At 45.8% G+C, this 24,116-nt stretch carries 24 protein-coding genes and 1 pseudogene; 4 read left to right on the top strand and 21 right to left on the bottom strand.

The window, feature by feature from the left end; translation table 11 throughout:
* Nucleotides 1-38: 38 nt before the first annotated feature.
* The 3 genes from D791_RS06280 to D791_RS06270 all read left to right on the top strand — a co-directional run bounded on the left by D791_RS06280 (nucleotide 39) and on the right by D791_RS06270 (nucleotide 2,645).
* Entirely contained in the window at nucleotides 39-407 is a 369-nt protein-coding gene (locus tag D791_RS06280) for a histidine triad nucleotide-binding protein (RefSeq protein ID WP_036509298.1), read from the top strand.
* An 83-nt stretch (nucleotides 408-490) separates the two neighbouring features.
* The gene (locus tag D791_RS06275) at nucleotides 491-1,453 is read left to right on the top strand and encodes a bifunctional enoyl-CoA hydratase/phosphate acetyltransferase (protein ID WP_036509297.1); all 963 of its coding nucleotides are present in this window, start codon (nucleotides 491-493) and stop codon (nucleotides 1,451-1,453) included.
* A 4-nt stretch (nucleotides 1,454-1,457) separates the two neighbouring features.
* Nucleotides 1,458-2,645, top strand: coding sequence for an acetate/propionate family kinase (locus tag D791_RS06270; RefSeq protein WP_036509296.1), 1,188 nt, complete (start codon nucleotides 1,458-1,460; stop codon nucleotides 2,643-2,645).
* A gap of 53 nt (nucleotides 2,646-2,698) precedes the next feature.
* Here the strand turns inward: D791_RS06270 and rlmB are convergent, their stop codons facing one another.
* From rlmB to rpoE, 19 genes and pseudogenes are all read right to left on the bottom strand, one after another.
* Complete coding sequence (gene rlmB, locus D791_RS06265) at nucleotides 2,699-3,436, bottom strand: 23S rRNA (guanosine(2251)-2'-O)-methyltransferase RlmB (RefSeq protein ID WP_036509295.1); 738 nt, start codon at nucleotides 3,434-3,436, stop codon at nucleotides 2,699-2,701.
* A 422-nt stretch (nucleotides 3,437-3,858) separates the two neighbouring features.
* Complete coding sequence (locus tag D791_RS19560) at nucleotides 3,859-4,020, bottom strand: oxidoreductase-like domain-containing protein (RefSeq protein WP_193364995.1); 162 nt, start codon at nucleotides 4,018-4,020, stop codon at nucleotides 3,859-3,861.
* Between the two features lie 119 nt (nucleotides 4,021-4,139).
* Nucleotides 4,140-4,796: an adenylate kinase gene (adk, locus tag D791_RS06260; RefSeq protein ID WP_036509293.1), complete on the bottom strand. Its 657-nt coding sequence runs from the start codon at nucleotides 4,794-4,796 to the stop codon at nucleotides 4,140-4,142.
* A gap of 122 nt (nucleotides 4,797-4,918) precedes the next feature.
* On the bottom strand, nucleotides 4,919-7,534 hold the full coding sequence (ppc, locus tag D791_RS06255) for a phosphoenolpyruvate carboxylase (protein WP_036509291.1): 2,616 nt from the start codon (nucleotides 7,532-7,534) through the stop codon (nucleotides 4,919-4,921).
* Nucleotides 7,527-8,345: a nucleoside triphosphate pyrophosphohydrolase gene (gene mazG / locus D791_RS06250; protein ID WP_036509289.1), complete on the bottom strand. Its 819-nt coding sequence runs from the start codon at nucleotides 8,343-8,345 to the stop codon at nucleotides 7,527-7,529. The genes ppc and mazG overlap by 8 nt, the downstream gene beginning before the upstream one ends.
* Nucleotides 8,346-10,610, bottom strand: coding sequence for a GTP diphosphokinase (gene relA / locus D791_RS06245; RefSeq protein ID WP_036509287.1), 2,265 nt, complete (start codon nucleotides 10,608-10,610; stop codon nucleotides 8,346-8,348). It abuts the gene before it with no gap.
* Nucleotides 10,611-10,636: 26 nt separating this feature from the next.
* Nucleotides 10,637-11,539: a cysteine synthase CysM gene (cysM, locus tag D791_RS06240; protein WP_036509284.1), complete on the bottom strand. Its 903-nt coding sequence runs from the start codon at nucleotides 11,537-11,539 to the stop codon at nucleotides 10,637-10,639.
* A gap of 81 nt (nucleotides 11,540-11,620) precedes the next feature.
* Nucleotides 11,621-11,995, bottom strand: a complete 375-nt coding sequence (locus tag D791_RS06235) for a holo-ACP synthase (RefSeq protein ID WP_036509282.1) — start codon at nucleotides 11,993-11,995, stop codon at nucleotides 11,621-11,623.
* A 9-nt stretch (nucleotides 11,996-12,004) separates the two neighbouring features.
* A complete protein-coding gene (gene pdxJ, locus D791_RS06230) occupies nucleotides 12,005-12,760 on the bottom strand; it encodes a pyridoxine 5'-phosphate synthase (protein WP_036509279.1) in 756 nt (251 codons plus the stop codon).
* Complete coding sequence (gene recO, locus D791_RS06225) at nucleotides 12,757-13,446, bottom strand: DNA repair protein RecO (RefSeq protein ID WP_036509275.1); 690 nt, start codon at nucleotides 13,444-13,446, stop codon at nucleotides 12,757-12,759. Before recO ends, pdxJ begins: the two co-directional genes overlap by 4 nt.
* Entirely contained in the window at nucleotides 13,446-14,345 is a 900-nt protein-coding gene (era, locus tag D791_RS06220; protein ID WP_036509272.1) for a GTPase Era, read from the bottom strand. Before era ends, recO begins: the two co-directional genes overlap by 1 nt.
* A complete protein-coding gene (gene rnc / locus D791_RS06215) occupies nucleotides 14,342-15,028 on the bottom strand; it encodes a ribonuclease III (protein WP_036509269.1) in 687 nt (228 codons plus the stop codon). Before rnc ends, era begins: the two co-directional genes overlap by 4 nt.
* Nucleotides 15,025-15,405: a DUF4845 domain-containing protein gene (locus D791_RS06210; RefSeq protein ID WP_036509267.1), complete on the bottom strand. Its 381-nt coding sequence runs from the start codon at nucleotides 15,403-15,405 to the stop codon at nucleotides 15,025-15,027. The genes rnc and D791_RS06210 overlap by 4 nt, the downstream gene beginning before the upstream one ends.
* A gap of 11 nt (nucleotides 15,406-15,416) precedes the next feature.
* Nucleotides 15,417-16,229 carry a signal peptidase I gene (gene lepB / locus D791_RS06205; protein WP_036509265.1) on the bottom strand — a complete coding sequence of 271 codons (813 nt, stop codon included), beginning with the start codon at nucleotides 16,227-16,229 and terminating at the stop codon, nucleotides 15,417-15,419.
* Nucleotides 16,230-16,236: 7 nt separating this feature from the next.
* A complete protein-coding gene (lepA, locus tag D791_RS06200) occupies nucleotides 16,237-18,036 on the bottom strand; it encodes a translation elongation factor 4 (RefSeq protein WP_036509262.1) in 1,800 nt (599 codons plus the stop codon).
* Nucleotides 18,037-18,181: 145 nt separating this feature from the next.
* A pseudogene (locus D791_RS06195) lies at nucleotides 18,182-19,578 on the bottom strand (DegQ family serine endoprotease).
* A 23-nt stretch (nucleotides 19,579-19,601) separates the two neighbouring features.
* Complete coding sequence (locus tag D791_RS06190) at nucleotides 19,602-20,039, bottom strand: SoxR reducing system RseC family protein (RefSeq protein WP_036509259.1); 438 nt, start codon at nucleotides 20,037-20,039, stop codon at nucleotides 19,602-19,604.
* Nucleotides 20,040-20,044: 5 nt separating this feature from the next.
* Nucleotides 20,045-20,863, bottom strand: coding sequence for a MucB/RseB C-terminal domain-containing protein (locus D791_RS06185; protein WP_036509258.1), 819 nt, complete (start codon nucleotides 20,861-20,863; stop codon nucleotides 20,045-20,047).
* Nucleotides 20,864-20,899: 36 nt separating this feature from the next.
* Nucleotides 20,900-21,490 (bottom strand): RNA polymerase sigma factor RpoE, encoded by a 591-nt coding sequence (gene rpoE / locus D791_RS06180; RefSeq protein ID WP_081763762.1) that lies wholly within the window; start codon nucleotides 21,488-21,490, stop codon nucleotides 20,900-20,902.
* A gap of 235 nt (nucleotides 21,491-21,725) precedes the next feature.
* On the opposite strand from rpoE, the gene nadB reads away from it, so the two are divergent.
* The gene (gene nadB, locus D791_RS06175) at nucleotides 21,726-23,345 is read left to right on the top strand and encodes an L-aspartate oxidase (RefSeq protein WP_036509255.1); all 1,620 of its coding nucleotides are present in this window, start codon (nucleotides 21,726-21,728) and stop codon (nucleotides 23,343-23,345) included.
* Here nadB and D791_RS06170 read toward each other — a convergent pair.
* A complete protein-coding gene (locus D791_RS06170) occupies nucleotides 23,338-23,760 on the bottom strand; it encodes a protein YgfX (protein WP_157682256.1) in 423 nt (140 codons plus the stop codon). The two genes, nadB and D791_RS06170, sit on opposite strands and share 8 nt — an antisense overlap.
* Nucleotides 23,738-23,992, bottom strand: a complete 255-nt coding sequence (locus tag D791_RS06165) for an FAD assembly factor SdhE (protein WP_036509250.1) — start codon at nucleotides 23,990-23,992, stop codon at nucleotides 23,738-23,740. The genes D791_RS06170 and D791_RS06165 overlap by 23 nt, the downstream gene beginning before the upstream one ends.
* Nucleotides 23,993-24,116 lie beyond the last annotated feature (124 nt).

Raw genomic sequence — 24,116 nt, 5'->3', positions numbered from 1 at the left:
TCTATACTCCCGCCTACATCATTTACTGGAGCGCCCTTATGGATTGTTTGTTTTGTAAAATCATTGCCAACGAAATCCCTGCCGAACGTCTTTATGAAGATGAATATGCATTGGCTTTCAAGGATATTAACCCTCAGGCCCCTTTCCATGCCCTGATCATCCCTAAAAAGCATATAGCAACGCTCAATGACGTTGCGCCCGAAGACTGTGAAGTCGTTGGTCATCTGCATCGGGTTGCTGCAACACTGGCCAAACAAGAAGGGTTTGCTGAAACAGGGTACCGTACTGTTTTTAATTGCAACTCACATGGTGGGCAAACGGTTTATCACATCCATTTACATTTACTAGGTGGTAAACCCATGGGTTGGCCCCCTTATCAAGCAACCTTAAAGGTTGATCCTATTTAATAATTAACTTTTTGTTGCGCTGCATCATTTATGATTATACTAATGTTAGTATGATATAAAGTAGTTCAACAAGGAGCACAATTATGTCTGATTTAAACTTGGCCCCTCTAAAAAAAGAGCGGCCTCCCGTTCACGATCAATTAGAGTTTTTTATTGAACAAGCTAGACAGGCTACGCCTATTCGCACGGCGGTGGTTCATCCCGTTGACCGCAACAGCTTACTGGGCGCGATTGAGGCCGCTGAACAGGGACTTATCGAACCTTTACTCGTAGGCCCTGAACACAAAATCAGAGCTGCTGCCGAGAAAGAAGAGATCGACCTCTCTTCTTATGAAATAGTGAGCACGGAACACAGCCATGAAGCCGCTGAGCGTGCTTGTGGACTGGTACGCTCCGCTGAAGCCGTAGCACTGATGAAAGGTAGCTTAGGCACGTCTGAACTCTTAGCTGCGATTTTAGACAAGCAAACCGGCATACGCACGGATCGCCGCTTGAGCCATGTATGGGTATTTGATGTTCCTAACTATCATAAACCACTGATCATCACCGATGCCGCGATAAATGTGACACCTGATCTCATTACCAAACGCGACATTATTCAAAACGCCATACACTTTTGCCATTCACTTGGCATTGTACAGCCGAAAGTGGCTATTCTGGCGGCTGTCGAAAAAGTAAAACCCGGCATGCGAAGCACCATTGATGCGGCTGCCTTATGCAAAATGGCCGATAGAGGCCAGATTACAGGTGCCATTTTAGATGGCCCACTTGCCTTTGATAATGCCATTTCATTGCAAGCGGCAATCGATAAACATATTGACTCCCCCGTGTCTGGAGAAGCCGATATTTTACTGGCGCCCGATTTAGAATCTGCCAACATGATTGCGAAACAGCTGATCTACTTAGCCGGTGCAAAATCTGCTGGCCTTGCCGTAGGGGCTAAAGTTCCTATTATCTTAACAAGCCGAGCTGAGGGAACCCTCGGACGTCTTGCCTCCTGCGCCATGGCATCGCACATGGTTTACCATCCACCGAAAGGAAGCTAAGGCTATGCGGACATTGTTAACCGTTAATGGTGGCTCATCCAGTCTCAAATGCGGCCTCTATCACGTCGAAGCTACTGGCTTAAAAAACCTGTGCATTGTCAAATTTGGCAATCTTCTCGGTGAGGGTGTCCGCTTTAGTGCAAGCACCTCGGAAGGAAAGCTGCTGGATAACCAAACCCTCGACTTCCAATCCTTTGCACGCAATGCGCGTCATCAAGCGGCACTGGATTTTGTCTTAGGTTGGTTCAAATCCGAATTTCCAGATCATCAACTCATTGCATCGGGTCATCGTATTGTGCACGGTGGAAATCGCTTTAGCCAACCCATTAAAGTGGACGCTGACGCTTTAGAAACACTCGATACCTTTGTTCCTTTAGCGCCCTTACATCAGCCTTATAATCTGATGCTGTTGCGGGCCATGCAAAACCTGTTACCTGAGCTCCCTGCTGTTGGTTGTTTCGACACCATGTTTCATGCGCACCAGGATCCTCTCGAGCGCCTGTACGCCATTCCTAAACACCTCAGTGAAGCAGGTGTTATGAAGTATGGTTTCCATGGTTTGTCGTACGAATACATCGTTAGACAATTGCGCAACTCCAACTCTAGCAAACTCAAAACCATTGTCTGTCATCTTGGTGCTGGCGCCAGCATGTGCGCAATCGATCAAGAGAAATCCGTTGCCTCAAGCATGGGCTTTACCGCTGTTGAGGGTCTGCCGATGGGCAGTCGTTGCGGTAGCATCGACCCCGGTGTTTTACTCTATTTGATGCGCGAGTATCAAATGGATCTTGATGCCATCGAAGCCCTCTTATACAAAGAAAGTGGTTGGTACGGTGTTTCGGGTGGCATTAGCTCCGAAATGCTCGAGTTACACAAAGCACAGCATCCAGATGCAGAACGGGCGATCGATTTATTCTGTTTACGCATAGCAGAAGAAGTTGGCCGCTTGACCGCGTCACTTGGGGGACTCGAGCAGCTGGTGTTCACAGGTGGTGTTGGCGAAAACGATGCCGATGTACGTGCGAGGGTCATCAAGCGATGCGCTTGGCTGGGTGTTCAATTGAATCACGCGGCCAACACAGATCAAGAGCACTTGATCAGTACACCCGAATCAGCCATTCAAGTCCGCGTAATCCCAACCGATGAGGAAATGATGATCGCGATGCACACTCACGATCAAGTTCATTCTTAAACCATTTTCTGAGTCGTCGAGTGCCGAATGGCACCGACGACTCATTCATCATCTTACTGACGACGCTGACGCAGAACCTCAAACAGACACACTCCCGTTGCAACCGAGACGTTTAAGCTGGTTAAGCTACCCAGCATAGGGATTTTAATTAACTGGTCACAATGCTCTCGGGTCAAGCGCCGCATCCCTTTTCCTTCTGCGCCCATCACAAGCGCCATCGGTCCTTTTAAATCAGCCTCAAATAGCGTTTGCTCAGCCTCCCCTGCCGTTCCAGTAATCCACACACCAGCCTGTTGCAATGACTGCAGAGTACGAGCCAAATTGGTCACTTGAATATACGGAACAATTTCGGCCGCTCCACACGCAACCTTACTCACTGTCGCATTCAGAGGCGCTGATTTATCACGCGGGGCAATGACCGCTAAAACGCCCGCCGCTTCCGCCGTTCGCAAGCACGCACCTAAATTGTGCGGATCGGTCACCCCATCTAAAATCAAAAAGAGTGGGTTCGTCGGGGCTTTCGCCAACAGGGCCGTTAAATAGGACTCATCATAGGTCTGGATAGGCTTACATTCTGCAATCACTCCTTGGTGACTGCCTTCCACCATATCATCTAAACGCTTACGCGCTGTTTTCTGAATTGAAATGCCTTGAGCAATTGCCATTTCTAACAAAGGTGAAATGCGTGCATCCTCTCGCCCCTCTTGCACAAACAATACTTTGATTCGACCTGGATCTCTCTCTAGTAGAGTTGTAATTGCATGAAGACCAAAAACTCGCTCAAATGACATGTTGTTTTCCACTGTCGATAAATAAAGCTCTATTCTAGCAGTTTCACTCGCTCGTCACACAGTCCAGAGTTGTGTTTCTTTGCTTGAGTATCGACTTGTCTACCCATACGCTCACTGACAATAAGTGTACAACAATCATGCCGCAAGTGATCGTTGACATAGGCTATCATTTATACAGGTTTTCGAAAAAGTATTTGTATGATGATGTGGATATTCAACAAATGAGCATCAAGTGACTAATAAAAGTACAACTTCCTCAACCCCAGTGTTCATGGGCTTTAGAGGGGGTTACTACACAGATTTCCTTGCGTTATTCACAGCCTTATACAGAAATACTGTGCATAACCTTAGCGCTGTTGACGGGTGATACCGCACAAAATAGCAAACGCTTGTTACATTTTTACCAAAAAAAAAATAGACGCTCAGTCATCCAAGGTCTTGGTTTGACGAGAAGCCTGCTGCTCTTTCCACAAGCGACGTTGCTCATAGTAATAATCCCAAACGCAAGGACAACAGGACCCACCACCACAACACTCATCATTGCCAGGTGGTTGTGGTTCGTCTTCTAAATCATTCAAGTTCATACACATTCCTCCATTGGCAAAGATTCATAACAGAAGTTTAGCAAAAATAAAAACCCCAGTTAACTCAATAAAAGCTCACTGGGGTTCACGAAGATTTTGCTAGGCTTAAATCAATTCAATTAAACGCCTAAGGCAGAGAATACCTTATCGCGAATATCTTCAACACTTCCGACGCCCGCAACATAAACATAACTCGGCGCTGAATCAGCTTCTTGCTCTGACCAGCCTTTGTAGTAATCAATCAGGGGTTTTGTCTGATCATGGTATACGTTTAAGCGTTGACGAACGGTTTCTTCCTGATCATCCGCGCGCTGAACCAGATCCTCTCCCGTCACATCATCTTTACCTTCAACTTTTGGTGGGTTGAAAATGACGTGATAAGTACGGCCGGAACCTGGATGCACTCGGCGCCCACTCATACGCTTGATGATTTCAGCATCGTCAACATCAATCTCAACAACGGCATCTATCTTCACACCCGCCGTTTTCAACGCATCCGCTTGTGGAATTGTGCGAGGAAAGCCGTCGAACAAAAAGCCTTTAGCGCAATCCGCCTCCGTAATCCGTTCTTTAACCAGCCCAATGATAATTTCATCAGACACCAATCCACCAGCATCCATAACTTTTTTTGCCTCGACACCCAAAGGAGTTCCTGCCTTTACCGCGGCACGTAGCATGTCACCGGTTGATATTTGAGGTATACCAAACTTCTCCGTTATGTATTGAGCTTGTGTACCTTTACCCGCGCCGGGCGCGCCAAGCAGAATAATTCGCATTAAACGTTATCTCCTGATTATATGTAATTCTGTTTGTCCTAGGCACACATGCTGCCAAGGCATTAATAAAATAGTATCCGAGGGTAACGCTCAGTTAAGCCACTCACAATTCGACGTTAGAACTAGCCAGTATTACGCATTCCGGCTGAGATCCCGGCCATCGTCACCATAAGTGCCTGCTCAAGACGCTCATCCGGCTGATTTCGATCTCGATACAAAAGCTCAGCCTGCAAAAAATGCAACGGATCTAAATAGGGATTTCGAACATCAATTGACTGTCGAATCACGGGGTTTGTTGATAACAAGCGTTCGCTCATCGACAACCCTTTCACCTGTTTAACCACAGCGTGCATGGCTTTAAGCCGATCACGTAGACTCGCCCCCAATACACCAAGATCTTCGGATGTTAAGCGTTTTTCATAGTAGGCAGCAATATAGGTGTCGCTTTTGGCGAGAACCATCTCTAATAAATCGATGTTTGAACGGAAAAAAGGCCAATTCATATACAACTGCTGCAACTGCTCTAATTTTCCGTCATCCACGGCGCGTTGCAATGCGACATCAGAACCTAACCATGCGGGTAGCATCAAGCGTATCTGAGTCCATGCAAAAATCCATGGAATGGCTCGTAAGCTCTCGACTCCACCATCGGCTCTGCGCTTTGCAGGACGCGAGCCTAGAGGTAATTTTGCCAGCTCTTGCTCCGGCGTTGTTGATCGAAAGTAAGGTACAAATAATGAGTCCTCTCTAACCACCGCTCGATAGCTTTTCAGACCGTCATCCGCTAAGGCGTCTAGCAGCTCACTCCATTCAGGTTTTGCATGACTCACTGGCGCAAGTGTCGCCTTCAAAACAGCGCCTGTGTATAACTCTAGATTTCGCATAGCAATTTCGGGAATTCCGAATTTAAAGCGAATCATCTCTCCTTGCTCAGTGACTCTTAGAGTCCCTGCGACTGAGCCGGGAGGTTGTGACAATATTGCCGTGTGACTAGGACCACCGCCACGACCTACAGTACCTCCACGGCCATGGAACAACGTCAGATGCACACTGTGTTTACGACAAACATCCGTCAATGATTTTTGCGCTCGATACTGTCCCCAAGCGGCGGCAAGTTGGCCTGCGTCTTTAGAGGAATCAGAATAGCCAATCATGACTTCTTGATGCCCCTCTGTATAGGCTTTATACCATGGAATATTTAACAGTGCATCGATACAATCAGGCCCCCCATCCAGATCCGATAGGGTCTCAAATAAGGGAACAACGGGTATATTCCAAGCCATGCCATGTTCTTGCAACAATAGAATGACAGCCAATACATCCGATGGTGAACTCGCCATAGAGATCACATAAGACCCCAATGAAGATGGCACCGCTGATGCCGCCACCCGGCAGGTATTCAGAACCTCCGCAACCTCCTCGGAAGGCTGCCAGGCTCTAGGAATTAATGGACGTTTCGATGACAGCTCCTGAACCAAAAAAGCTTGTCGCTCAGCTTCACACCATTGTGAGTAAGTACCACGATCATAAAATTGCGTGAGTTCATCCAATACAGCGGTATGTCGATCTGCATTCTGGCGGATATCAAGCTTCACTAAGCTTAAACCAAAACAGGCTACACGCCGAATAATGTCTTCTAGAGAACCTGCCGCAATTTTCTCCATGCCACACTCACATAAAGATCGGTGGCAAATTAATAAGGGCTCCAACAATTGCTCAGTCGACTCAATACACGGATGATCTGAGGGCACTCGTCCCTTAAGACGATCATTGATCGCATCGCGTGTTGCACACAGCTTTGCCCTAAGATCGCCCAGTATCGCACGATAGGGTTCAGCCACATCACCCGTGATGGCCAATAACTCGGAATTCGCACGAAACATCGAGAGCTCGGCACGCAGTTGATCCACGTCACGCGTATACAGGTCAGCCGCCATCCACTGAGATAAGCTCAAGACTTGCTTTGTGACACGAGCCGTAACATTTGGATTACCGTCTCTATCGCCACCCATCCAAGAGCAAAAGACAACAGGCGATGTGGTCAACGGGAGCCCTTGACCTGTTTTAGCCTGCAATTGACGATCAAGTCGTTTATAAAAAGCCGGAATTGCTGTCCATAGGGAATTTTCGATGACAGCAAATCCCCATTTTGCTTCGTCGACAGGAGTTGGCCGTTGTTTTCGGATTTCATCGGTATGCCAAATCTGAGCAATAAGCTGATCTAAATGCTCTTGGACAGGCTCGCCTCTATCCAAGCGTCTTAGGCAATCGAGCACGCCATCGTACTTTTGAATTAACGTGCGTCGGTTCACTTCAGTGGGGTGAGCCGTTAATACCAGCTCAACATTCATTGAGCACAGACTGTCTCGAATCGTCTCCGGTGAGAAGCCCTTGCTGATAAGCTCCTCAATGAGCGTCTCAAAGTCATCAGGAACATCCTGCTCTAGTGCATCTAAGTGGCGCCGAACACGGTGATGTTCCTCAGCAATATTGGCTAAATTCAAAAACTGAGTGAACGCACGTGCCACTGGAAGCACTTCATCCTTTTCGAGTTCGCCAATGGCTGACAGAAGCTCTTGATGCTCAGGGCGCTCGGCACCTCTGCCTTCTTTAGCCAATTGACGTATATGTTCAATTTTTTGCAAAAACTCAGAACCTAGCTCTGCCTCAATCGTTTTACCTAGGCTCTCACCCAGCATTCGAACATCGTCTCGTAATGCTTCATGCAGATCACTCATTTGGGGATTCTCCTTGCTTAGCTTGATTCCAAAAGTGGTCAAGCTCCGATAAGGTATAGTGATGCCAATCACCTTGGCCCTGCTCAACCTGTGTTTCAACAAATCGAAAACGTCGTTCAAACTTCCGATTCGTGCTCCGTAAAGCCGTCTCGGGATCGACGTTCAGATGACGCGATAAATTCACCTGCGCAAACAGTAAATCGCCCATTTCATCCAGAATAGCAGCATGGTTACCCGATGCAATCGCTTCTTTCAGCTCAGCAAGCTCTTCTTCAATCTTATCGAAAACAGGGGCTATATCCGTCCAATCGAAGCCCACATTGGCAGCCCGCTTTTGCAGTTTTACGGCTCGAGGCAAAGCGGGTAAGGCTAAAGGAATCTCGTCTAATATGCCTTTTCTCGACTTAGCCGCACGCTCTTTCTGCTTAATCTCTTCCCATGACGCACGGACGTCTTCTTGTGTCATAGCCTCTACAGGCAAACCTGATGAATAGAGTTGTCCATCTGGAAAGACATGGGGGTGACGTCGAATTAACTTTTCAACGAGTTGATGAATAATGTCCTCAAATTGAAAATGTGATGATTCTTTTGCTATTTCTGCATAAAACACAATTTGAAAGAGCAAGTCACCCAGCTCATCCTGTAAGTGAGGCCAATCCTCGCGCTCTAGAGTATCAACAACTTCATAGACCTCCTCAAGCGTGTACTTCACTAAGGATGAGTAGGTCTGCTCACGATCCCACGGGCATCCACTTTCAGGATCCCGAAGGCGGGTCATTAAGTGCAAAAGATCCTTCACAGAGTAGGACATTTATTTCCCCCTATCACGCTCTCGATGGACATCAATGACGTTAGGAAGCTGATTCAGCTTATCCATTAAACGCCCAAGCATCTCCAGTCTCGATATTTCAACCGTCATGGACAGACGCGCGATATTGCTGTTTTTGTCTGTTAAGGTGTTAGCGGCCAATATATTCAGTTTTTCATTGGCCAGAATCATCATAACATCCCGCAACAGGCCTGATCGATCATAGGCTTCAATCAGAATATCAACAGGATAAGTGGTTTCTCCTGCTTCATCCCACTCAACCGTTACGATGCGACGCGGCTCATTTTCACGCAAAGCCAATAAATTACTGCAATTTTCATGATGGATTGATACACCGCGTCCTTGAGTTATAAAGCCAACAATCGGATCGCCTGGCACCGGTTTACAGCAACTTGCAATCACCGTCAGTAAATTACCAACCCCTTGAATACGGATATCACCTTTACCAGAGCGCGAATCACTCGCATGGCGATAGTTGGATACAATTTCGGCTGGCTCATCTGGACGGGGCTCAAACTGTCGCTGGGCTTCATGAATAATTTGCGCCAGACGCAAATCGCCCGCACCTAAGGCCGCAAACATATCCTCTGTTGCCTTGAAGTTTACAGCCACTGCAATTTTTTTCAGGTCGTGTTGATTAATATCCAAAGCCAAGCGACGCAGTTCGCGCTCAACCATTTCACGACCAGCCTCAGCATTTTGTTCTTTCGCCTGAAGCTTAAACCAGTGCGCAACCTTTGCACGCGCCCTTGATGTGGTGACAAAGCCGAGGTTGATATTTAACCAATCACGACGAGGTCTCTCTTCTGCACTGGTGAGAATTTCGACTTGATCACCCGTTTTTAAGCAATGGTTTAGCTGTACTATGCGGCCATTGACTTTGGCGCCACGACAACGATGCCCGACTTGGGTGTGAACTCTGTAGGCAAAATCAACAGGGGTCGAGCCTGACGGCATATCGATGACATGACCATCCGGTGTGAAGACATACACACGGTCTTGGGTCACATCGCCACGTAAAATATCTTGCAGACCTTCGCTTTCGCCAAGGTCATCATGCCACTCCAGCACTTGACGTAACCAAGAGATTTTCTCTTCGTAGCCATCTCGACGGGCACGTGTATCTGTGCCTTTATACAGATGATGCGCACAGACGCCTAACTCAGCTTCATCATGCATTTCAAATGTACGTATTTGAATTTCTAAGACTTTTCCTTCAGGTCCAAAAACAGCCGTATGAAGCGAGCGGTAACCATTAGATTTAGGTGAGGCTATATAATCATCAAATTCATGGGGAATATTACGCCAAAGTCCATGAACGATCCCTAAAACGGTATAACAGTCTCTCACTTCTGGGACGAGTACACGCACCGCACGCACATCATACACCTGATTAAACTCAATATTCTTGCGCTGCATTTTGCGCCAGATACTGTAAATATGCTTGGCTCGGCCCTGAACCTGACCAGCAATGTGCGCATCAGACAAGCGACTGCGCAACATCTCAACTACTTCATTGATGAAGAGTTGTCTATCCAGACGTTTTTCATCTAGAAGACGAGCAATATGTTTGTAATCATTAGGCTTTAGATAGCGAAAAGATAAGTCTTCTAGCTCCCACTTAATGTGCCCTATTCCTAAGCGGTGAGCCAATGGAGCGTAAATATCAAAAACTTCTCGGGCAACTAGATAGCGTTTTTTTCGACTTCCATCTTTCACACCGCGTATCGCGCAGGTTCGTTCGGCAATCTTGATCAGTGCTACACGCACATCATCAATCATCGCCACCAGCATTTTACGAAGGTTGTCGACTTGACCTTCTGAATCACCTAATACGTTAGACTCAAGGCGTGGATTTTTGCGGCTGCCGATAGCCGCCATTTGTAAAACACCCTGAATCAAACTTGCAATCGTTTGCCCAAACTCTTTGCGAACGTCCGCTATAGGGATTTTTTGTTCACGAACCGCACGATAGAGAATCGCAGCGATGAGGCTTTCTTGATCCTGCTGAAGCTCTGCCAGGATCTGGGCCATTTCTAAGCCCGTGAGGTATGCGTCCTTACTGTTTTCCGACCACATGTCGTCATCACCGGCCACTGCATCGCGCGCTTCTTTAACACGCTCACATGCTTGGCGAACGAACATAGGATCGGGTATTTCAACCTGCTTTTGCAGTCGTAATATCCAAAGATCTAAATCAACAGTTCCATCTTCCTTGATGGGATGTTCTTCACGTACTTTAACCATAAAAGTACTACTCCCTAGTCGTTTCCTTAGTGGGAATCAAATACGCCGGTCGATAAGTAACGATCACCGCGATCACAAATGATGCATACAATGGTCGCATTCTCAACTTGCTCAGCAAGTTTCATTGCACCCGCAACGGAACCGCCTGACGAGACGCCTGCAAAAATACCTTCTTCGCGAGCGATGCGTCTCATCATTTGCTCAGCTTCAGACTGAGCGATATCCAATATCAGGTCGACGCGTGTTTTTTCAAATATTTTCGGGAGATATTCCGTCGGCCAGCGACGAATACCAGGGATCGATGCCCCTTCTGCTGGTTGTAAACCAACGATCTGCACAGCAGAGTTTTGTTCTTTTAGATATCGAGACACACCCATAATCGTCCCTGTTGTCCCCATTGAGCTGACAAAATGGGTAATCTGGCCGTGTGTCTGCTGCCATATTTCAGGCCCTGTTGTTACATAGTGAGCCTGAGGATTATCAAGATTCGAGAACTGATCTAAGACTTTCCCTTCGCCTGCCGCCTGCATTTCAAGTGCTAAATCACGCGCACGCTCCATGCCTTCTTCTTTACTGACTTCAATTAGCTCAGCGCCGTAGGCCGTCATTGCGGCTTTACGCTCACTGCTCATATTGGCTGGCATAATTAACTTTAAGCGATAGCCCTTGATCGCCGCAGCCATCGCTAATGCGATACCTGTGTTGCCCGATGTCGCTTCAATCAACACATCGCCCGGTAGAATATCTCCCCTAGATTCAGCAAGGTTGATCATACTCAACGCGGGGCGATCTTTAACAGACCCTGCTGGATTATTGCCCTCTAATTTACAGAGGAGGGTGTTATTGTTGGGGACTTGAATACGCTGAAGGCGAACCAATGGCGTGTTGCCAACGCATTCGGCAATGGTGGGATACGTTATCTGTGTCATCAATTAAACCCTACTTCAGAGGAATAACCGCTAAGCTATCCCAAAATATTGAAGGCATATTAACCACTGCCTACTGAAACCTCAACCTTCTGCTATGACCATAGCGACAACGTACTGCTTTTCATCCGTATAGGATAAGTGCCAGAACTTTATGCCTTTTTCATCAGCCAACCGCTTAGCACCTTGGCTCACTTCCAAGCCCGGCTTGCCATACGCATCCTTTACAATTTCAAAATGATGCCAACCAACCCCTTGACCTATGCCCGTACCTAGCGCTTTGACCGCAGCCTCTTTAGCAGCAAAGCGCTTCGCTAGGTATCGATGAGGATTTGAGTCGCGCTGAAATCCCTCCAGCTCCACGGGTGTCAGTATACGCTCTGCCAGGCCTTTAGTTCTGGAGAGCGCAGCTTCAATTCGATCAATCTGAGCAATATCGATTCCTGTTCCAAGAATCATAAAACACACTCACGCACGGCGATTTCCTAAACGTGCACCAATCATCAATGCTTTCATTTCAATTACAGCGGCTTTAAGGCCGACAAACATAGCATGAGCGATAAGCGCATGGCCGATATTCAGTTCATTTAAGCAACTGATTTCTGCAATAGGCTCAACATTATGATAATGCAAACCATGACCCGCATTGACGATCAAACCTTTATCATGGGCGTACTGTGCCGCTTGCACGATGCGATCTAACTCCAAACGTTGCTGTTCTATCGTGTGTGCATCTGCATAAGCACCAGTATGCAGTTCAATCGCAGGCGCTTTACAGGCCAATGCAGCATCAATTTGCGCCTTATCCGGATCGATAAACAGGGACACTTCACTTCCCATTCCACCTAGATCGTCACAGTACTCTGACACTTCCATGAAATATTTTACAACATCTAGCCCACCCTCCGTTGTCAGCTCCTCACGTTTCTCGGGAACTAAACAAATGTGCGCAGGTTTAATCACTTTAGCGAACTCGCGCATTTCAGGTGCGATGGCCATTTCAAGGTTCATACGTGTTTGCAAGACTTCGGATAAAATACGAATATCACGCTCTTGGATATGACGACGATCTTCACGTAAATGAACTGTAATTCCGTCGGCACCTGCTTCTTCAGCCAAAAGGGCTGCATGAACAGGATCTGGATAACGGGTCCCTCTTGCCTGACGCAGAGTTGCGATGTGGTCAATATTAACACCGAGTAGTATACGCGCTGGATCGATCATGCCGACCTCCCATAATTTAAAAATAACTCTCTACTTTTTAATGGCTTATCACCTAACACAAGAGATAAGGCTTCTCGCATCAGTCGCTTTGCAATCCGACGAACAATGAGGTTTTCATATCGATCCTCCGCGATTTCCAAAAGATGTGCTCCTAGATAAGGCCCAAGAGCATTCGCGACGGGTGTGAAACCAATATGAGGGTCAAATGTATAACTGATATCCGCCTGAATGGCATCAAACGCTATCCCATACCCTATTGTTTCTAAGAGTTGACGCTCAAAAGTCCTAAGTGCACCTTCAATATCTTGCTGATGCTGTAGTTCATTGAGTAAGTAGGTGTAGTACAGATACAAGCGCGGACAGGGCTCTGCCGGAGGCAATAAGCGCTGCAGTAATTCATTAACATACAAACCGCATAGCAAGGCCGTGCCCGTTAACGGCATAAAGACACTTGGAACTTCCGACGATTGTAAGGTTTTCAACTCATGACGACCGCGCCAGCTCACTTGAATGGCCTGAAAAGGTTGCAAATGATGCCGTCGCTTCGAGCTTGGACGACGCGCACCATTTGCCACTAAACTTAAGCGGCCATACTCTAATGAAAAAAGATCCACCAACAAGCTGGTTTCTCTGTAAGGCCGGGTATGCAAGACATAGGCAGCCGCCTGCTCCACCCTATGCTGCATCACTCGTGCCTGTAGCCCAAACTTTTCAACGCTCTTTCATCATCTGACCAGCCACGACGAACCTTTACCCAAAGGTTGAGCATGACTTTACACTCGAACATTTTTTCAACATCCAAGCGCGCATCTCGACCAATGTTTTTCAACACAGCACCTTTATCACCGATTACAATGCGTTTTTGACCTTCTCGTTCGACCAATATTAAGGCACTAATCGTCAACAATGTGCCCGTGTGCGTAAACTCTTCAATCTCAACCGTCACGCCATAAGGGACTTCTTCACCTAGATTTCTCATGAGCTTTTCACGCACGATTTCCGAGACAATAAAGCGTGAACTGCGATCTGTAATTTGATCTTCAGGATAGTGATGTGGCCCTTCAGGTAAAAACTCCATCACCTTTTTCTCTAATGCATCAACATTGTGCCCTTGCTTAGCCGACAAAGGCATAATAGCCGCAAACGGATACTTTACCGAAAGCTGCTCTAGTTGCGGCAAAAGTTCACCCTTGTCTTTCAACTGATCAATTTTATTGACAGCAAGAATTACTGGACATTGAGTATACTCAAGCTTTTGTAACACGATTTCATCTTCATCGGTCCAACGCGTTCTATCCACTAGAAAGACGATAACGTCAACAAAACGCAAGGCGTCAGACGCCGTTTTATTCATAAAGCGGTTAAGTGCTTTACCCTTTTCATCGTTATGCAAACCTGGTGTGTCAACATAAACAATCTGATCGTTCTCTTCCGTCTTAATGCCTAAAATCTGGTGACGAGTGGTTTGCGGCTTGCGGGAGGTAATACTGATTTTCTGGCCGAGTATATGATTGAGCAAAGTGGACTTACCGACATTAGGACGCCCAATTATTGCCACAAAGCCACAGCGTGTAATTTCACTCATGAAGAGGATTCCTGTTTTAACAATTGTAAAGCCGCTTTTGCCGCCTCTTGTTCGGCCTGACGACGACTGCTACCACTACCCTCCGTTGGTTCGTTTAATAACGCCACCTTGCACTGTATATAAAATGTTTGCGAATGAGCCTCACCTTCAACATGTATGAGATCATAATCGGGAAGGTCTAAACGACGCGATTGCAAAAACTCTTGCAAACGTGTTTTTGAGTCTTTTATAGAACCATCCAAATCCAGCTCAACTAAACGCTTTTCAAACCACTTAAGCACATAGAATCGTGCTGTTTCCAAACCAGCATCCATGTAGATAGCACCGATGATTGCTTCTACTGTATCGGCGAGAATAGAATCTCGACGAAAACCTCCACTTTTTAGTTCTCCAGACCCAAGGCGTAGATACTGTCCAAGATCAAGCTCTCTGGCAATTTCCGCCAGCGTCTCACCCTTAACCATCGCGGCTCTTAAACGACTGAGCTGACCTTCTTTAGCCGAAGGAAAGCGATCAAACAAGTCAGCCGCAATGATAAAGTTCAAGATTGAGTCGCCTAAAAACTCAAGACGCTCATTGTTACGCTTACCGCAACTTCTATGTGTTAACGCTAACTCTAGTAACGACTCATCTTCATACACATGCCCTAAACGCCGGGCCAGCTCAGAAACAGGCTTTTTCAAGGCTTTCTGCCTTCAAAGTATTCTTCAAATTTCACAACCGCATCCACATTTGCAAACATAGGAACTCTAACTTCGTAATCTAAGGTAAATTTTATCATGCCACTTTCATCAACGATGGTCAGTGCCTCGGGAGAGGCCAGAGACACTTGGTTTATCACAAACCGACGCTCTAAGTTTGAACGAATCTGGCTCACAGGACGACGTAGCTCTTCTGGGTCCTCACTGGCCGACTTAACCACACTAACCAAGGTTTTGTGATCCCAGTAAGGAGTAAAGAGTTTAAAAGCGATTGTTAGGAATATTCCCGCCACGATAACAACGGAAAGAACGCCAAAAAAAGTAGCACCGCGTTGCGCTGATCTAGGATGTTGTTTCATCTAATAAATCCCTATTTGATTTTCCGGACAATGCTGAAGTCTGGAAGACTGAAAAAATTATCCCAATGCATCCAAACTGCAACGGCTTTACCCACTAACAAATCCTCGGAGACAAACCCCCAATAACGACTGTCATTACTGTTATCACGGTTATCACCTACAAAAAAGTAATGCCCTTCAGGTACTTGCCATTGGGCGCTACCAAAGTGCCGACCCAAATCATGCTGTATCTGAAACGTGGTTCCATCAAGCGACTCCTTGATTAAGAGAGTTTCAGGGTTTCCTGGGGGTATTCTAGCCACCAACTCCTGAGGCACCACTTCTCCATTAATGTAGAAGGTCTTATTGTGATAGGTCACCAAATCACCAGGCACACCTATAACACGCTTAATATAATTGATACTGGGCTGTTCTGGATAGCGAAAAACTGCAACATCACCTCTCTTAGGATCATTTACACTTAAAAAGCGTGTATTCGTCACAGGTAACCGCAAGCCATAATGAAATTTGTTAACAACAATAAAGTCACCTATCTGTAACGTAGGCAACATTGAACCAGACGGTATTTGGAAAGGCTCAAACAAAAACGATCTAAGCACTAAGACAATTGCCAACACTGGGAAAATTGACACTGAGAAATCCGCCCAACCCGGCGGCTGCTTTAGCTTAGTTGCAACCGCTTCAGGTAGCTCTCCCCCATGCTCTGCTTTAGCTAAACGTAAGGATTCCTTGCGTTTAGGTGCAAAGAACAATAAGTCCACCAGCCAAATCACGCCTGTTAGAAATGTCAGAATTACCAAAATGAGGGAGAAGTCAAAATCCATGAAGGCCTCAGCTATCTACTTTTAATACGGCAAGGAAGGCATCTTGAGGTATTTCAACTCGGCCAACCTGTTTCATTCGCTTTTTACCTTCTTTCTGTTTAGAAAGTAATTTCTTTTTACGACTTACGTCACCACCGTAACACTTCGCCAATACATTTTTACGTAAGGCTTTGACGGTCGTGCGTGAGATGATTTTCCCACCTATCGCTGCCTGAATGGCCACATCAAACATTTGTCTGGGAATCAGGTCTTTCATTTTTTCACAGAGCATACGCCCACGATAAAGTGCATTGTCCTTATGCAAAATAACGGCTAGAGCATCCACCTTATCACCGTTAATTAACACATCCAATCGAACCAGCTTGGCTGCTTCAAAACGAATAAAGTTATATTCGAGCGATGCGTAACCACGACTCACAGACTTCAAACGGTCGAAGAAATCCAGAACAACCTCAGCCATGGGTAACTCATAACTCAACTGAACTTGATTCCCAACAAACTGCATATTTTTTTGAATGCCTCGTTTGTCAACGCAAAGACCTATGACTTGACCAAGATAATCCTGAGGTACAAGAATGTTTGCAAGGACAATCGGCTCTCTCATTTCTTTAACTGAGCCTGGATCAGGCAGTTTCGAGGGGCTGTCGATTTGAATAACCTCACCATTATTCAGCTCCAACTCATAAATAACGGTTGGGGCTGTGGTGACAAGATCAAGATCATACTCACGTTCAAGACGCTCTTGTATGATTTCCATATGAAGCATACCTAGGAAACCGCAGCGAAAACCAAACCCTAAAGCATCTGAGGTTTCAGGCTCAAAGAACAAAGAGGCATCGTTTAAGGTTAACTTATCAAGTGCTTCACGGAAATCTTCGTAATCATCCGAACTGGTTGGAAACAGTCCAGCATACACCTGTGGCTGCACTCGTTTGAAACCAGGTAAAATATCTACATCAGGTGTTTTTGAAAGTGTTAAGGTATCACCGACTGGTGCGCCGTGAATATCTTTAATCCCTGCAACGATAAATCCAACTTCACCCGCTTTCAACTCATCCGTCACTAGACGTTTAGGGGTAAATACACCGACCGAATCGACCAAGTACGTCTGTCCTGTCGACTTAACCAATATCTTATCTTTTTTACGCAAGCGCCCATTTTTAACACGAACTAAGGATACAACGCCTAAGTAATTATCAAACCAGGAGTCAATGATCAAGGCTTGTAGCGGCTTGTCCAGATCACCGACAGGCGGTGGAATAACACGAATGAGCTCCTCTAGAACGTCCTCAACCCCCATACCACTCTTTGCCGAACAGGGGATTGCATGCGTTGCATCAATGCCGATCACTTCTTCAATTTCAATTTTAACGCGATCCGGTTCTGCTTGAGGCAAATCCATTTTGTTTAAAATCGGAACAACTTCTAAACCTTGCTCAATGGCCGTGTAACAGTTGGCAACGGATTGGGCCTCCACTCCTTGAGCTGCATCAACAACCAACAATGCACCCTCGCACGCCGCTAAAGAACGCGAAACCTCATATGAGAAGTCAACATGCCCCGGTGTATCGATGAAGTTTAACTGGTAGGTTACTCCATCTTTCGCAGTGTAGTTAAGAGTAACGCTTTGAGCTTTAATAGTAATGCCACGCTCACGCTCTATGTCCATAGAGTCAAGAACTTGAGCTTCCATCTCGCGAGCAGACAAACCACCACAGACCTGAATAAAGCGGTCTGCGAGCGTTGATTTGCCATGATCGATGTGGGCAATGATTGAAAAATTACGGATATGGTCCAGGTTACTCACAATGCATGTCTCGAGTCAGTTTGGTACTGGGTTTTTTCACCCAACAATAAGCGCAGTAGTCTACCGCATTCGGGGCTTTTGGGCTATCTGATTGAAAGTGGAAAGGCTTGGACACTAGCCAAGCCTTTTCATCATGATAAGAACATCAAAGCTTGAGAGGTATAAACATGGGGTTTCCGCGTCGAACGATGCGCAGCGGCACTGACCGACCTTTAGGCAGACCCGCAACAACTTGGTTAAACTGTTCGATGGTTTCAATGCGTTGGCCATTTAACATGGTAATGATATCACCAACCATTAATCCCGCCGAAGCACCGGGCCCATCATTGACTTGGCTTATCACTACCCCCGAGGTCACGTTCCATCGAGTACGCAAATCAGCATCCAAGGTTGAACAACTAAACCAAGACTCTCACCTTGCTGAACATCCGGTATCTGAGCAAGGTTATCTTCATCGGGCAACACACCGATGGTGGCATTCAATGTCAAGGCTTGCCCACCTCTGATTAAATCAATTACAGCCGATTGCCCCGGACGAACGCGACCAACATGATGGGGCAAATCTGACGACAAATTAATGTCATGACCTTCGAACCGAACAATAACATCTCCCTCTTGTAAACCCGCTGCTTGAGCAGGGCTATCCGCCATCACTTTTACAACCAATGCGCCTGATGGTTTTGGCAAGCCAAAGGACTCAGCAAGATCACGACTCACTTCTTGGATAACAACACCTAACCAACCGCGCGTAACAAAACCTTGCCCTTTAATTTGCTCCGATACTTCCATCGCCACATCAATTGGAATCGCAAATGAGAGTCCCATAAAGCCGCCCGAGCGAGTATAAATCTGAGAGTTGATCCCAACGACCTCTCCCGCCAAATTAAACAAAGGTCCGCCAGAATTTCCGGGATTAATCGCCACATCTGTTTGAATAAAAGGTACATAGGTATCATTGGCTAGAGAGCGCTCTGTTGCACTGACAATACCCGCTGTCACACTATGATCGAATCCAAAAGGAGAGCCTATGGCCAAAACCCACTCACCTGGCTCTAATTCATTTGAAGCACCAATTTTTACATACGGGAGGTTTTCACCAGCCACTTTTAAAAGGGCAACATCGGATCTTGGATCTGAACCCACCACCTCAGCTTCCAGCTCACGACGATCACTTAATCGAACAATAACTTGCTCGGCATCTTTGATAACGTGGTGATTCGTTAAAATATAGCCATCATCCGAAATAATAAACCCTGAGCCTAAAGATCTAGGTGTAGGATTGCCTCTGCGCGGTTGAGTGTCTGGAAAACCTCTAAAAAAATGCCTGAAAATTTCAGGTATATCTTCACTTCCAGGCCCTCTAAATTGACTGAAAGGGTCTTGAGAAACAGGAGCCGCCTTCTGTACCGTGCTGATATTCACAACAGCCGGCGACGCCTCTCTCACCAATGTCTTAAAATCAGGAAAAGTCTGCGCCTGAACGGAGAGTGCGAGCGCAAGTGAAAAGAGCAAAAGCACAATACTTAGCGGTACTTTTTTCATCATTGAGACCTTTTTTTCAAAGTTTATAGTGAAAGTCTTAATAATACTGGCTGATAGTCAGCCAATTCGAAAAATACAGATGAAACCCAGCGTGCGATGACGAAGCCAATCATGAGTCCAGCAAACGACATAATAATCATCCATCCCTCAGACACTCCTTGGGAGTAAGACAACATTGCCGTTACTATCATCAAAGACAAGGGCAGTAAGTACAATAGTAGAGAAGCCTTTAAAATTGCCTGCTCATTCAGGCCAATCACAACCTGTTGACCCGGTTGAGCCTCTAACCCACTTGGGTTGTCAATGAGCAACTCGGATACCCGATTCCCCCATAAAGACGTCAATTTTTTTTGTCCACATCCATCACGCGACGAACAAGTTTGACAGGCACTAAGTCGTTTGGTTTCAACAACAAGAGCTTTATCTAAGACTCTAATGACTTTTGCCGTTTCTTCGACCACTGGGACTACCTGCTAACGTCAACAGAAGAGGCAATTCTCTCGGCTATCATAATTGGCATATTCCCGACAACTGTTACAAATTTATCGCCTTGAATTTTACCTACCGCGATATAATCACCCACATTCGACACACCTTCCTGAAGAGCCTGCCGACCTCTGTCTTCAATTGTCACAGAGAAGGCTTGCCGACCATTTGAAAAAACCATGACCTCGCCGTGCTGAACAGACTCATGACGTATGTTTCGGAACCCATCTGGTAGCCAGCCAATAGACCATTGCGGATATCGCTGATCCGAAATGTAAAATTGATGCTGATCAACATAACGTTGCAAAGTATCTTTTGACCGGATAATTTCAGATGAGTGGTCTAACTGAGTCGACGATATCCCACCAAACCTTGCTTGCTGAGCATAAGATGATGCTGTGCTTGGATTAGCGGCTATGCTTGGTAGAGTGACAACTGCATCATTAGAAGGAGATTGCCACCCAGCGCCAAGAATAATAACAGCTGTAACGGATGCAGCGACGGCCATACTGGCTAGTGACTTCCAAAAATTACTTTGGTGCCCATTGATTATGTCTACCGATTCATCGCGTTGCTGTTTAACGTCTGACTCATTAATTGCAGACATCACCGCGGAACTCAGATCAGTTGTATAGACAGAGTGTGACTCATTCTTCATGAGTGACGAAATCAAGTGATAACGACGCCACTTATCGACCTCGAGAGAATTTCCTTCAATCTGTTTTAGAATTCGCCTCAACTCTAGTTCACTGACTTCACCATCAACTAGAGCGGATAGGGGCTCAACCTGCTCGTTCATCTGCGTACCTCAACCTAAATATAATAAAGCCCAACATCAATCGTCTTTTAACAAAGGGGCTATTTCGTTATCGATTGCCTCTCGTGCCCGAAAAATTCTTGATCTAACCGTACCAACGGGACAATCCATCACTTGAGCTATTTCTTCATAGCTCATTCCTTCTAGCTCACGTAGCGTGAGGGCAGCACGCAAGTCCTCTGGTAGTTTATCAAGCACTCGATTGATAACATCTTGTAACTCATCACGATAGAGACTATTTTCAGGTGACTCGATATCACGTAACTCTGTATCACCATCAAAATACTGTGCATCCATAACATCTACATCGGTATCCGGTGGGCGACGTCCACGAGATACCAAATGGTTCTTGGCTGTGTTAATTGCGATACGGTACAACCAAGTGTAAAACGCGCTATCACCTCTGAACTTCGGCAGTGCACGGTACGCTTTTATAAAAGACTCTTGTGCAACATCTAACGCTTCGTGTTGATCGTATATATAACGGGAAATAAGCCCAATGATCTTGTGCTGATACTTTTTAACCAACAGATCAAAGGCTCGCTTGTCGCCAGCCTGTACACGCTCAACTAAGAGTTGATCAGCTTGTATCTGATTATCTTCTGACACTCGGATTCCTTATGTAAGCTGGTTAGTTACCCTCTCTAATTGGAGGGTTTCAGAGTGAGTATGTAATTACTATTACCTGCTTTTCAACCCCGAGCAGTCAAAAAACGATTCTGTAGGTATGATCTTTTATTTTGAGTGAAGTTCCGATCTAAATATTATTTAATGGCATAAAATACCATACTAAAGTCAAAATCCGTATTATGCTGGATGATAAGCAGTCCAAAGAGACATAACGATGACCAAAACGAAAGAATACGATGTACTGGTAATTGGCAGTGGAGCTGCAGGATTGACCCTTGCACTCAACTTAGAAGGTCACGCGCATGTCGCCGTACTCAGCAAAAGCTCCGTCCAAACAGGTTCTACATGGCTAGCACAAGGTGGAATTGCCGCTGTCTTAGATGAAGATGATAAACTGGCCAATCATGTTGCTGATACATTAGTGGCAGGGGCTCATCTAAGCATTCCATCTGCGGTTGAACACACCATTAACAATGGCCCCGAGGCCATTCAATGGCTGATTGACCAAGGCGTTCCTTTTACAAAGGAAGGAGAAAGCTATCATCTAACTAAAGAAGGTGGGCACTCTCATCGTCGTATCATTCATGCGTCAGATGCAACAGGACGAGCCGTTGCTGAAACGCTGATTGAGAAGGCTCTGGAAAAAGAATCGATCGAAATCTTTGAACATCATATTGCAATCGATCTTATTACACGACGAAAGCTTGGCTTACCGAACAATCACTGCATCGGCGCCTACGTCCTGAACCACACGACAGGTGAAATCATCGCATTTAAAGCCAAGAAAGTTATTCTTGCCACAGGCGGCGCATCGAAAGCATATCTATACACAAGCAACCACGATGGAACAACAGGTGATGGTATCGCCATGGCTTGGCGAGCTGGGTGTAGAGTTGCAAATATGGAATTCAATCAGTTCCACCCGACCTGCTTATACCATCCAAACGCAAAATCCTTTCTAATTACTGAGGCTGTACGCGGAGAAGGCGGCCTTCTTTTACTGCCTAATGGCGATCGCTTCATGCAAAATTTTGACCCCCGGATGGAGTTAGCTCCACGCGATATCGTCGCTCGCGCTATTGACCATGAAATGAAACGCTTAGGGTGCGACTGCGTTTACCTTGATATTTCGCACAAACCTGCAGACTTTATTAAAGAGCATTTCCCTACAATCTATGAGCGTTGCAATGAGTATGGAATTGATATTACTAAAGATCCTATCCCTGTTGTACCGGCAGCGCATTATACCTGCGGTGGAGTCGTGACAGACATAAATGGCTGTACTGACATACCAGGTCTCTATGCAATCGGCGAGACCGCCTTTACGGGTTTACATGGGGCTAATCGACTTGCTTCAAATTCATTATTAGAGTGTGTTGTCTATGCACGCTCTGCTGCAGAGCATATACGAGAGCAACTTGCAGTCTATTCAGATGAAACAAATATTGACCTTCCAGAGTGGGATGAGTCACAAGTTACCGACTCGGATGAAGACGTCATCATTTCACACAACTGGGATGAGATGCGTCGTTTCATGTGGGATTACGTTGGTATAGTAAGAACAACCAAACGTCTAGCACGTGCACATCATAGAATTGAGATGTTACAAAAGGAAATTTCGGAATACTATTCAAACTACAAAATTAGTCGTGACTTAATAGAGTTAAGAAACCTAGCAACTGTTGCTGAACTTATCATTTTGAGTGCTATGCAACGTAAAGAGAGTCGGGGTTTACACTACACGAAAGACTATCCTGAGGCCGCTAAAGATATAGCGGATACAATTTTAGCACCTAAAAACTATCCTTGGCCCAGTGCAACAAGGTCTATTTAATGTAACGACACATCACACTTAAACGACGAAAATCCGAAGAGGGCATGGAATCTATCGGCAACAATAGATTGACCTGTCCCTCTTCGTTATCCAGCACTAAATATATCCAAACTTGGTGATGTGAGATTCGCTGAATTTTAGTAAAACGGCGAACTTTGCCTTTTAAATCTGTAAGGTGCAATTCGTCAGCATCTGGATTCCACGTCAGCTTCGAACCTATATGGGTGTTAATATAGGATTTATAGGTTATACCTGCGTAATAACAACAGCCAAAAAGCATCATATAGTAAACGACACCACTAAATAGTGGCGTTAGTGATATAGACAATAACGCGACTGTCAGAATTGCAAGAAGAACACTGACGACCAGCGTTGACTGGCCGACTGTCACTTCAAGATGGTTGAACCCGTTCAAGAATCATCCTTACCATACGTTGTATATCAGCATCCTCTGACTCGCCACGTTGCATCAACCAAGTAAATAAATCCTGATCCTCACAATCTAACAAACGCACGAAACACCTCTGATCTGCTTCATTCAGACTGCGAAAAGTTGTCTCAACAAAAGGACCTAACAAAACATCTAGCTCTAACATGCCTCTTCGGCACTGCCAAGTTAATCGTCTAATATCTTCTTCTGTATACATTGCACACACCTATTAAAAATGTAAGACAGTTTTAATAATTATATAAGAAAAGTAAATAGGATGAGTCTTAACAAGACGAAAAAGACGCTTAGATTCAGAGAATCTAACGTTATGACACACAAAA

Origin of the sequence: Nitrincola nitratireducens, assembly GCF_000585235.1 — a bacterium.
GTDB lineage: Bacteria > Pseudomonadota > Gammaproteobacteria > Pseudomonadales > Balneatricaceae > Nitrincola > Nitrincola alkalisediminis.
The sequence above is the reverse complement of the archived record's forward strand: the minus strand, read 5'-3'. Positions and strand labels throughout refer to the sequence as shown.

Excerpts from the sequence above, each read along its gene's own strand:
- D791_RS06275 (WP_036509297.1), top strand. The coding sequence starts at position 491 with ATGTCTGATTTAAACTTGGCCCCTCTAAAAAAAGAGCGGCCTCCCGTT.
- D791_RS06210 (WP_036509267.1), bottom strand. The coding sequence starts at position 15,405 with ATGAAACAACATCCTAGATCAGCGCAACGCGGTGCTACTTTTTTTGGC.
- mazG (WP_036509289.1), bottom strand. The coding sequence starts at position 8,345 with ATGTCCTACTCTGTGAAGGATCTTTTGCACTTAATGACCCGCCTTCGG.
- D791_RS06235 (WP_036509282.1), bottom strand. The coding sequence starts at position 11,995 with ATGATTCTTGGAACAGGAATCGATATTGCTCAGATTGATCGAATTGAA.
- era (WP_036509272.1), bottom strand. The coding sequence starts at position 14,345 with ATGAGTGAAATTACACGCTGTGGCTTTGTGGCAATAATTGGGCGTCCT.
- lepB (WP_036509265.1), bottom strand. The coding sequence starts at position 16,229 with ATGGATTTTGACTTCTCCCTCATTTTGGTAATTCTGACATTTCTAACA.
- rlmB (WP_036509295.1), bottom strand. The coding sequence starts at position 3,436 with ATGTCATTTGAGCGAGTTTTTGGTCTTCATGCAATTACAACTCTACTA.
- D791_RS06165 (WP_036509250.1), bottom strand. The coding sequence starts at position 23,992 with ATGTATACAGAAGAAGATATTAGACGATTAACTTGGCAGTGCCGAAGA.
- pdxJ (WP_036509279.1), bottom strand. The coding sequence starts at position 12,760 with ATGATCGATCCAGCGCGTATACTACTCGGTGTTAATATTGACCACATC.
- D791_RS06280 (WP_036509298.1), top strand. The coding sequence starts at position 39 with ATGGATTGTTTGTTTTGTAAAATCATTGCCAACGAAATCCCTGCCGAA.
- recO (WP_036509275.1), bottom strand. The coding sequence starts at position 13,446 with ATGCAGCATAGGGTGGAGCAGGCGGCTGCCTATGTCTTGCATACCCGG.
- D791_RS19560 (WP_193364995.1), bottom strand. The coding sequence starts at position 4,020 with ATGAACTTGAATGATTTAGAAGACGAACCACAACCACCTGGCAATGAT.
- cysM (WP_036509284.1), bottom strand. The coding sequence starts at position 11,539 with ATGACACAGATAACGTATCCCACCATTGCCGAATGCGTTGGCAACACG.
- relA (WP_036509287.1), bottom strand. The coding sequence starts at position 10,610 with ATGGTTAAAGTACGTGAAGAACATCCCATCAAGGAAGATGGAACTGTT.
- adk (WP_036509293.1), bottom strand. The coding sequence starts at position 4,796 with ATGCGAATTATTCTGCTTGGCGCGCCCGGCGCGGGTAAAGGTACACAA.
- ppc (WP_036509291.1), bottom strand. The coding sequence starts at position 7,534 with ATGAGTGATCTGCATGAAGCATTACGAGACGATGTTCGAATGCTGGGT.
- nadB (WP_036509255.1), top strand. The coding sequence starts at position 21,726 with ATGACCAAAACGAAAGAATACGATGTACTGGTAATTGGCAGTGGAGCT.
- D791_RS06270 (WP_036509296.1), top strand. The coding sequence starts at position 1,458 with ATGCGGACATTGTTAACCGTTAATGGTGGCTCATCCAGTCTCAAATGC.
- D791_RS06185 (WP_036509258.1), bottom strand. The coding sequence starts at position 20,863 with ATGAACGAGCAGGTTGAGCCCCTATCCGCTCTAGTTGATGGTGAAGTC.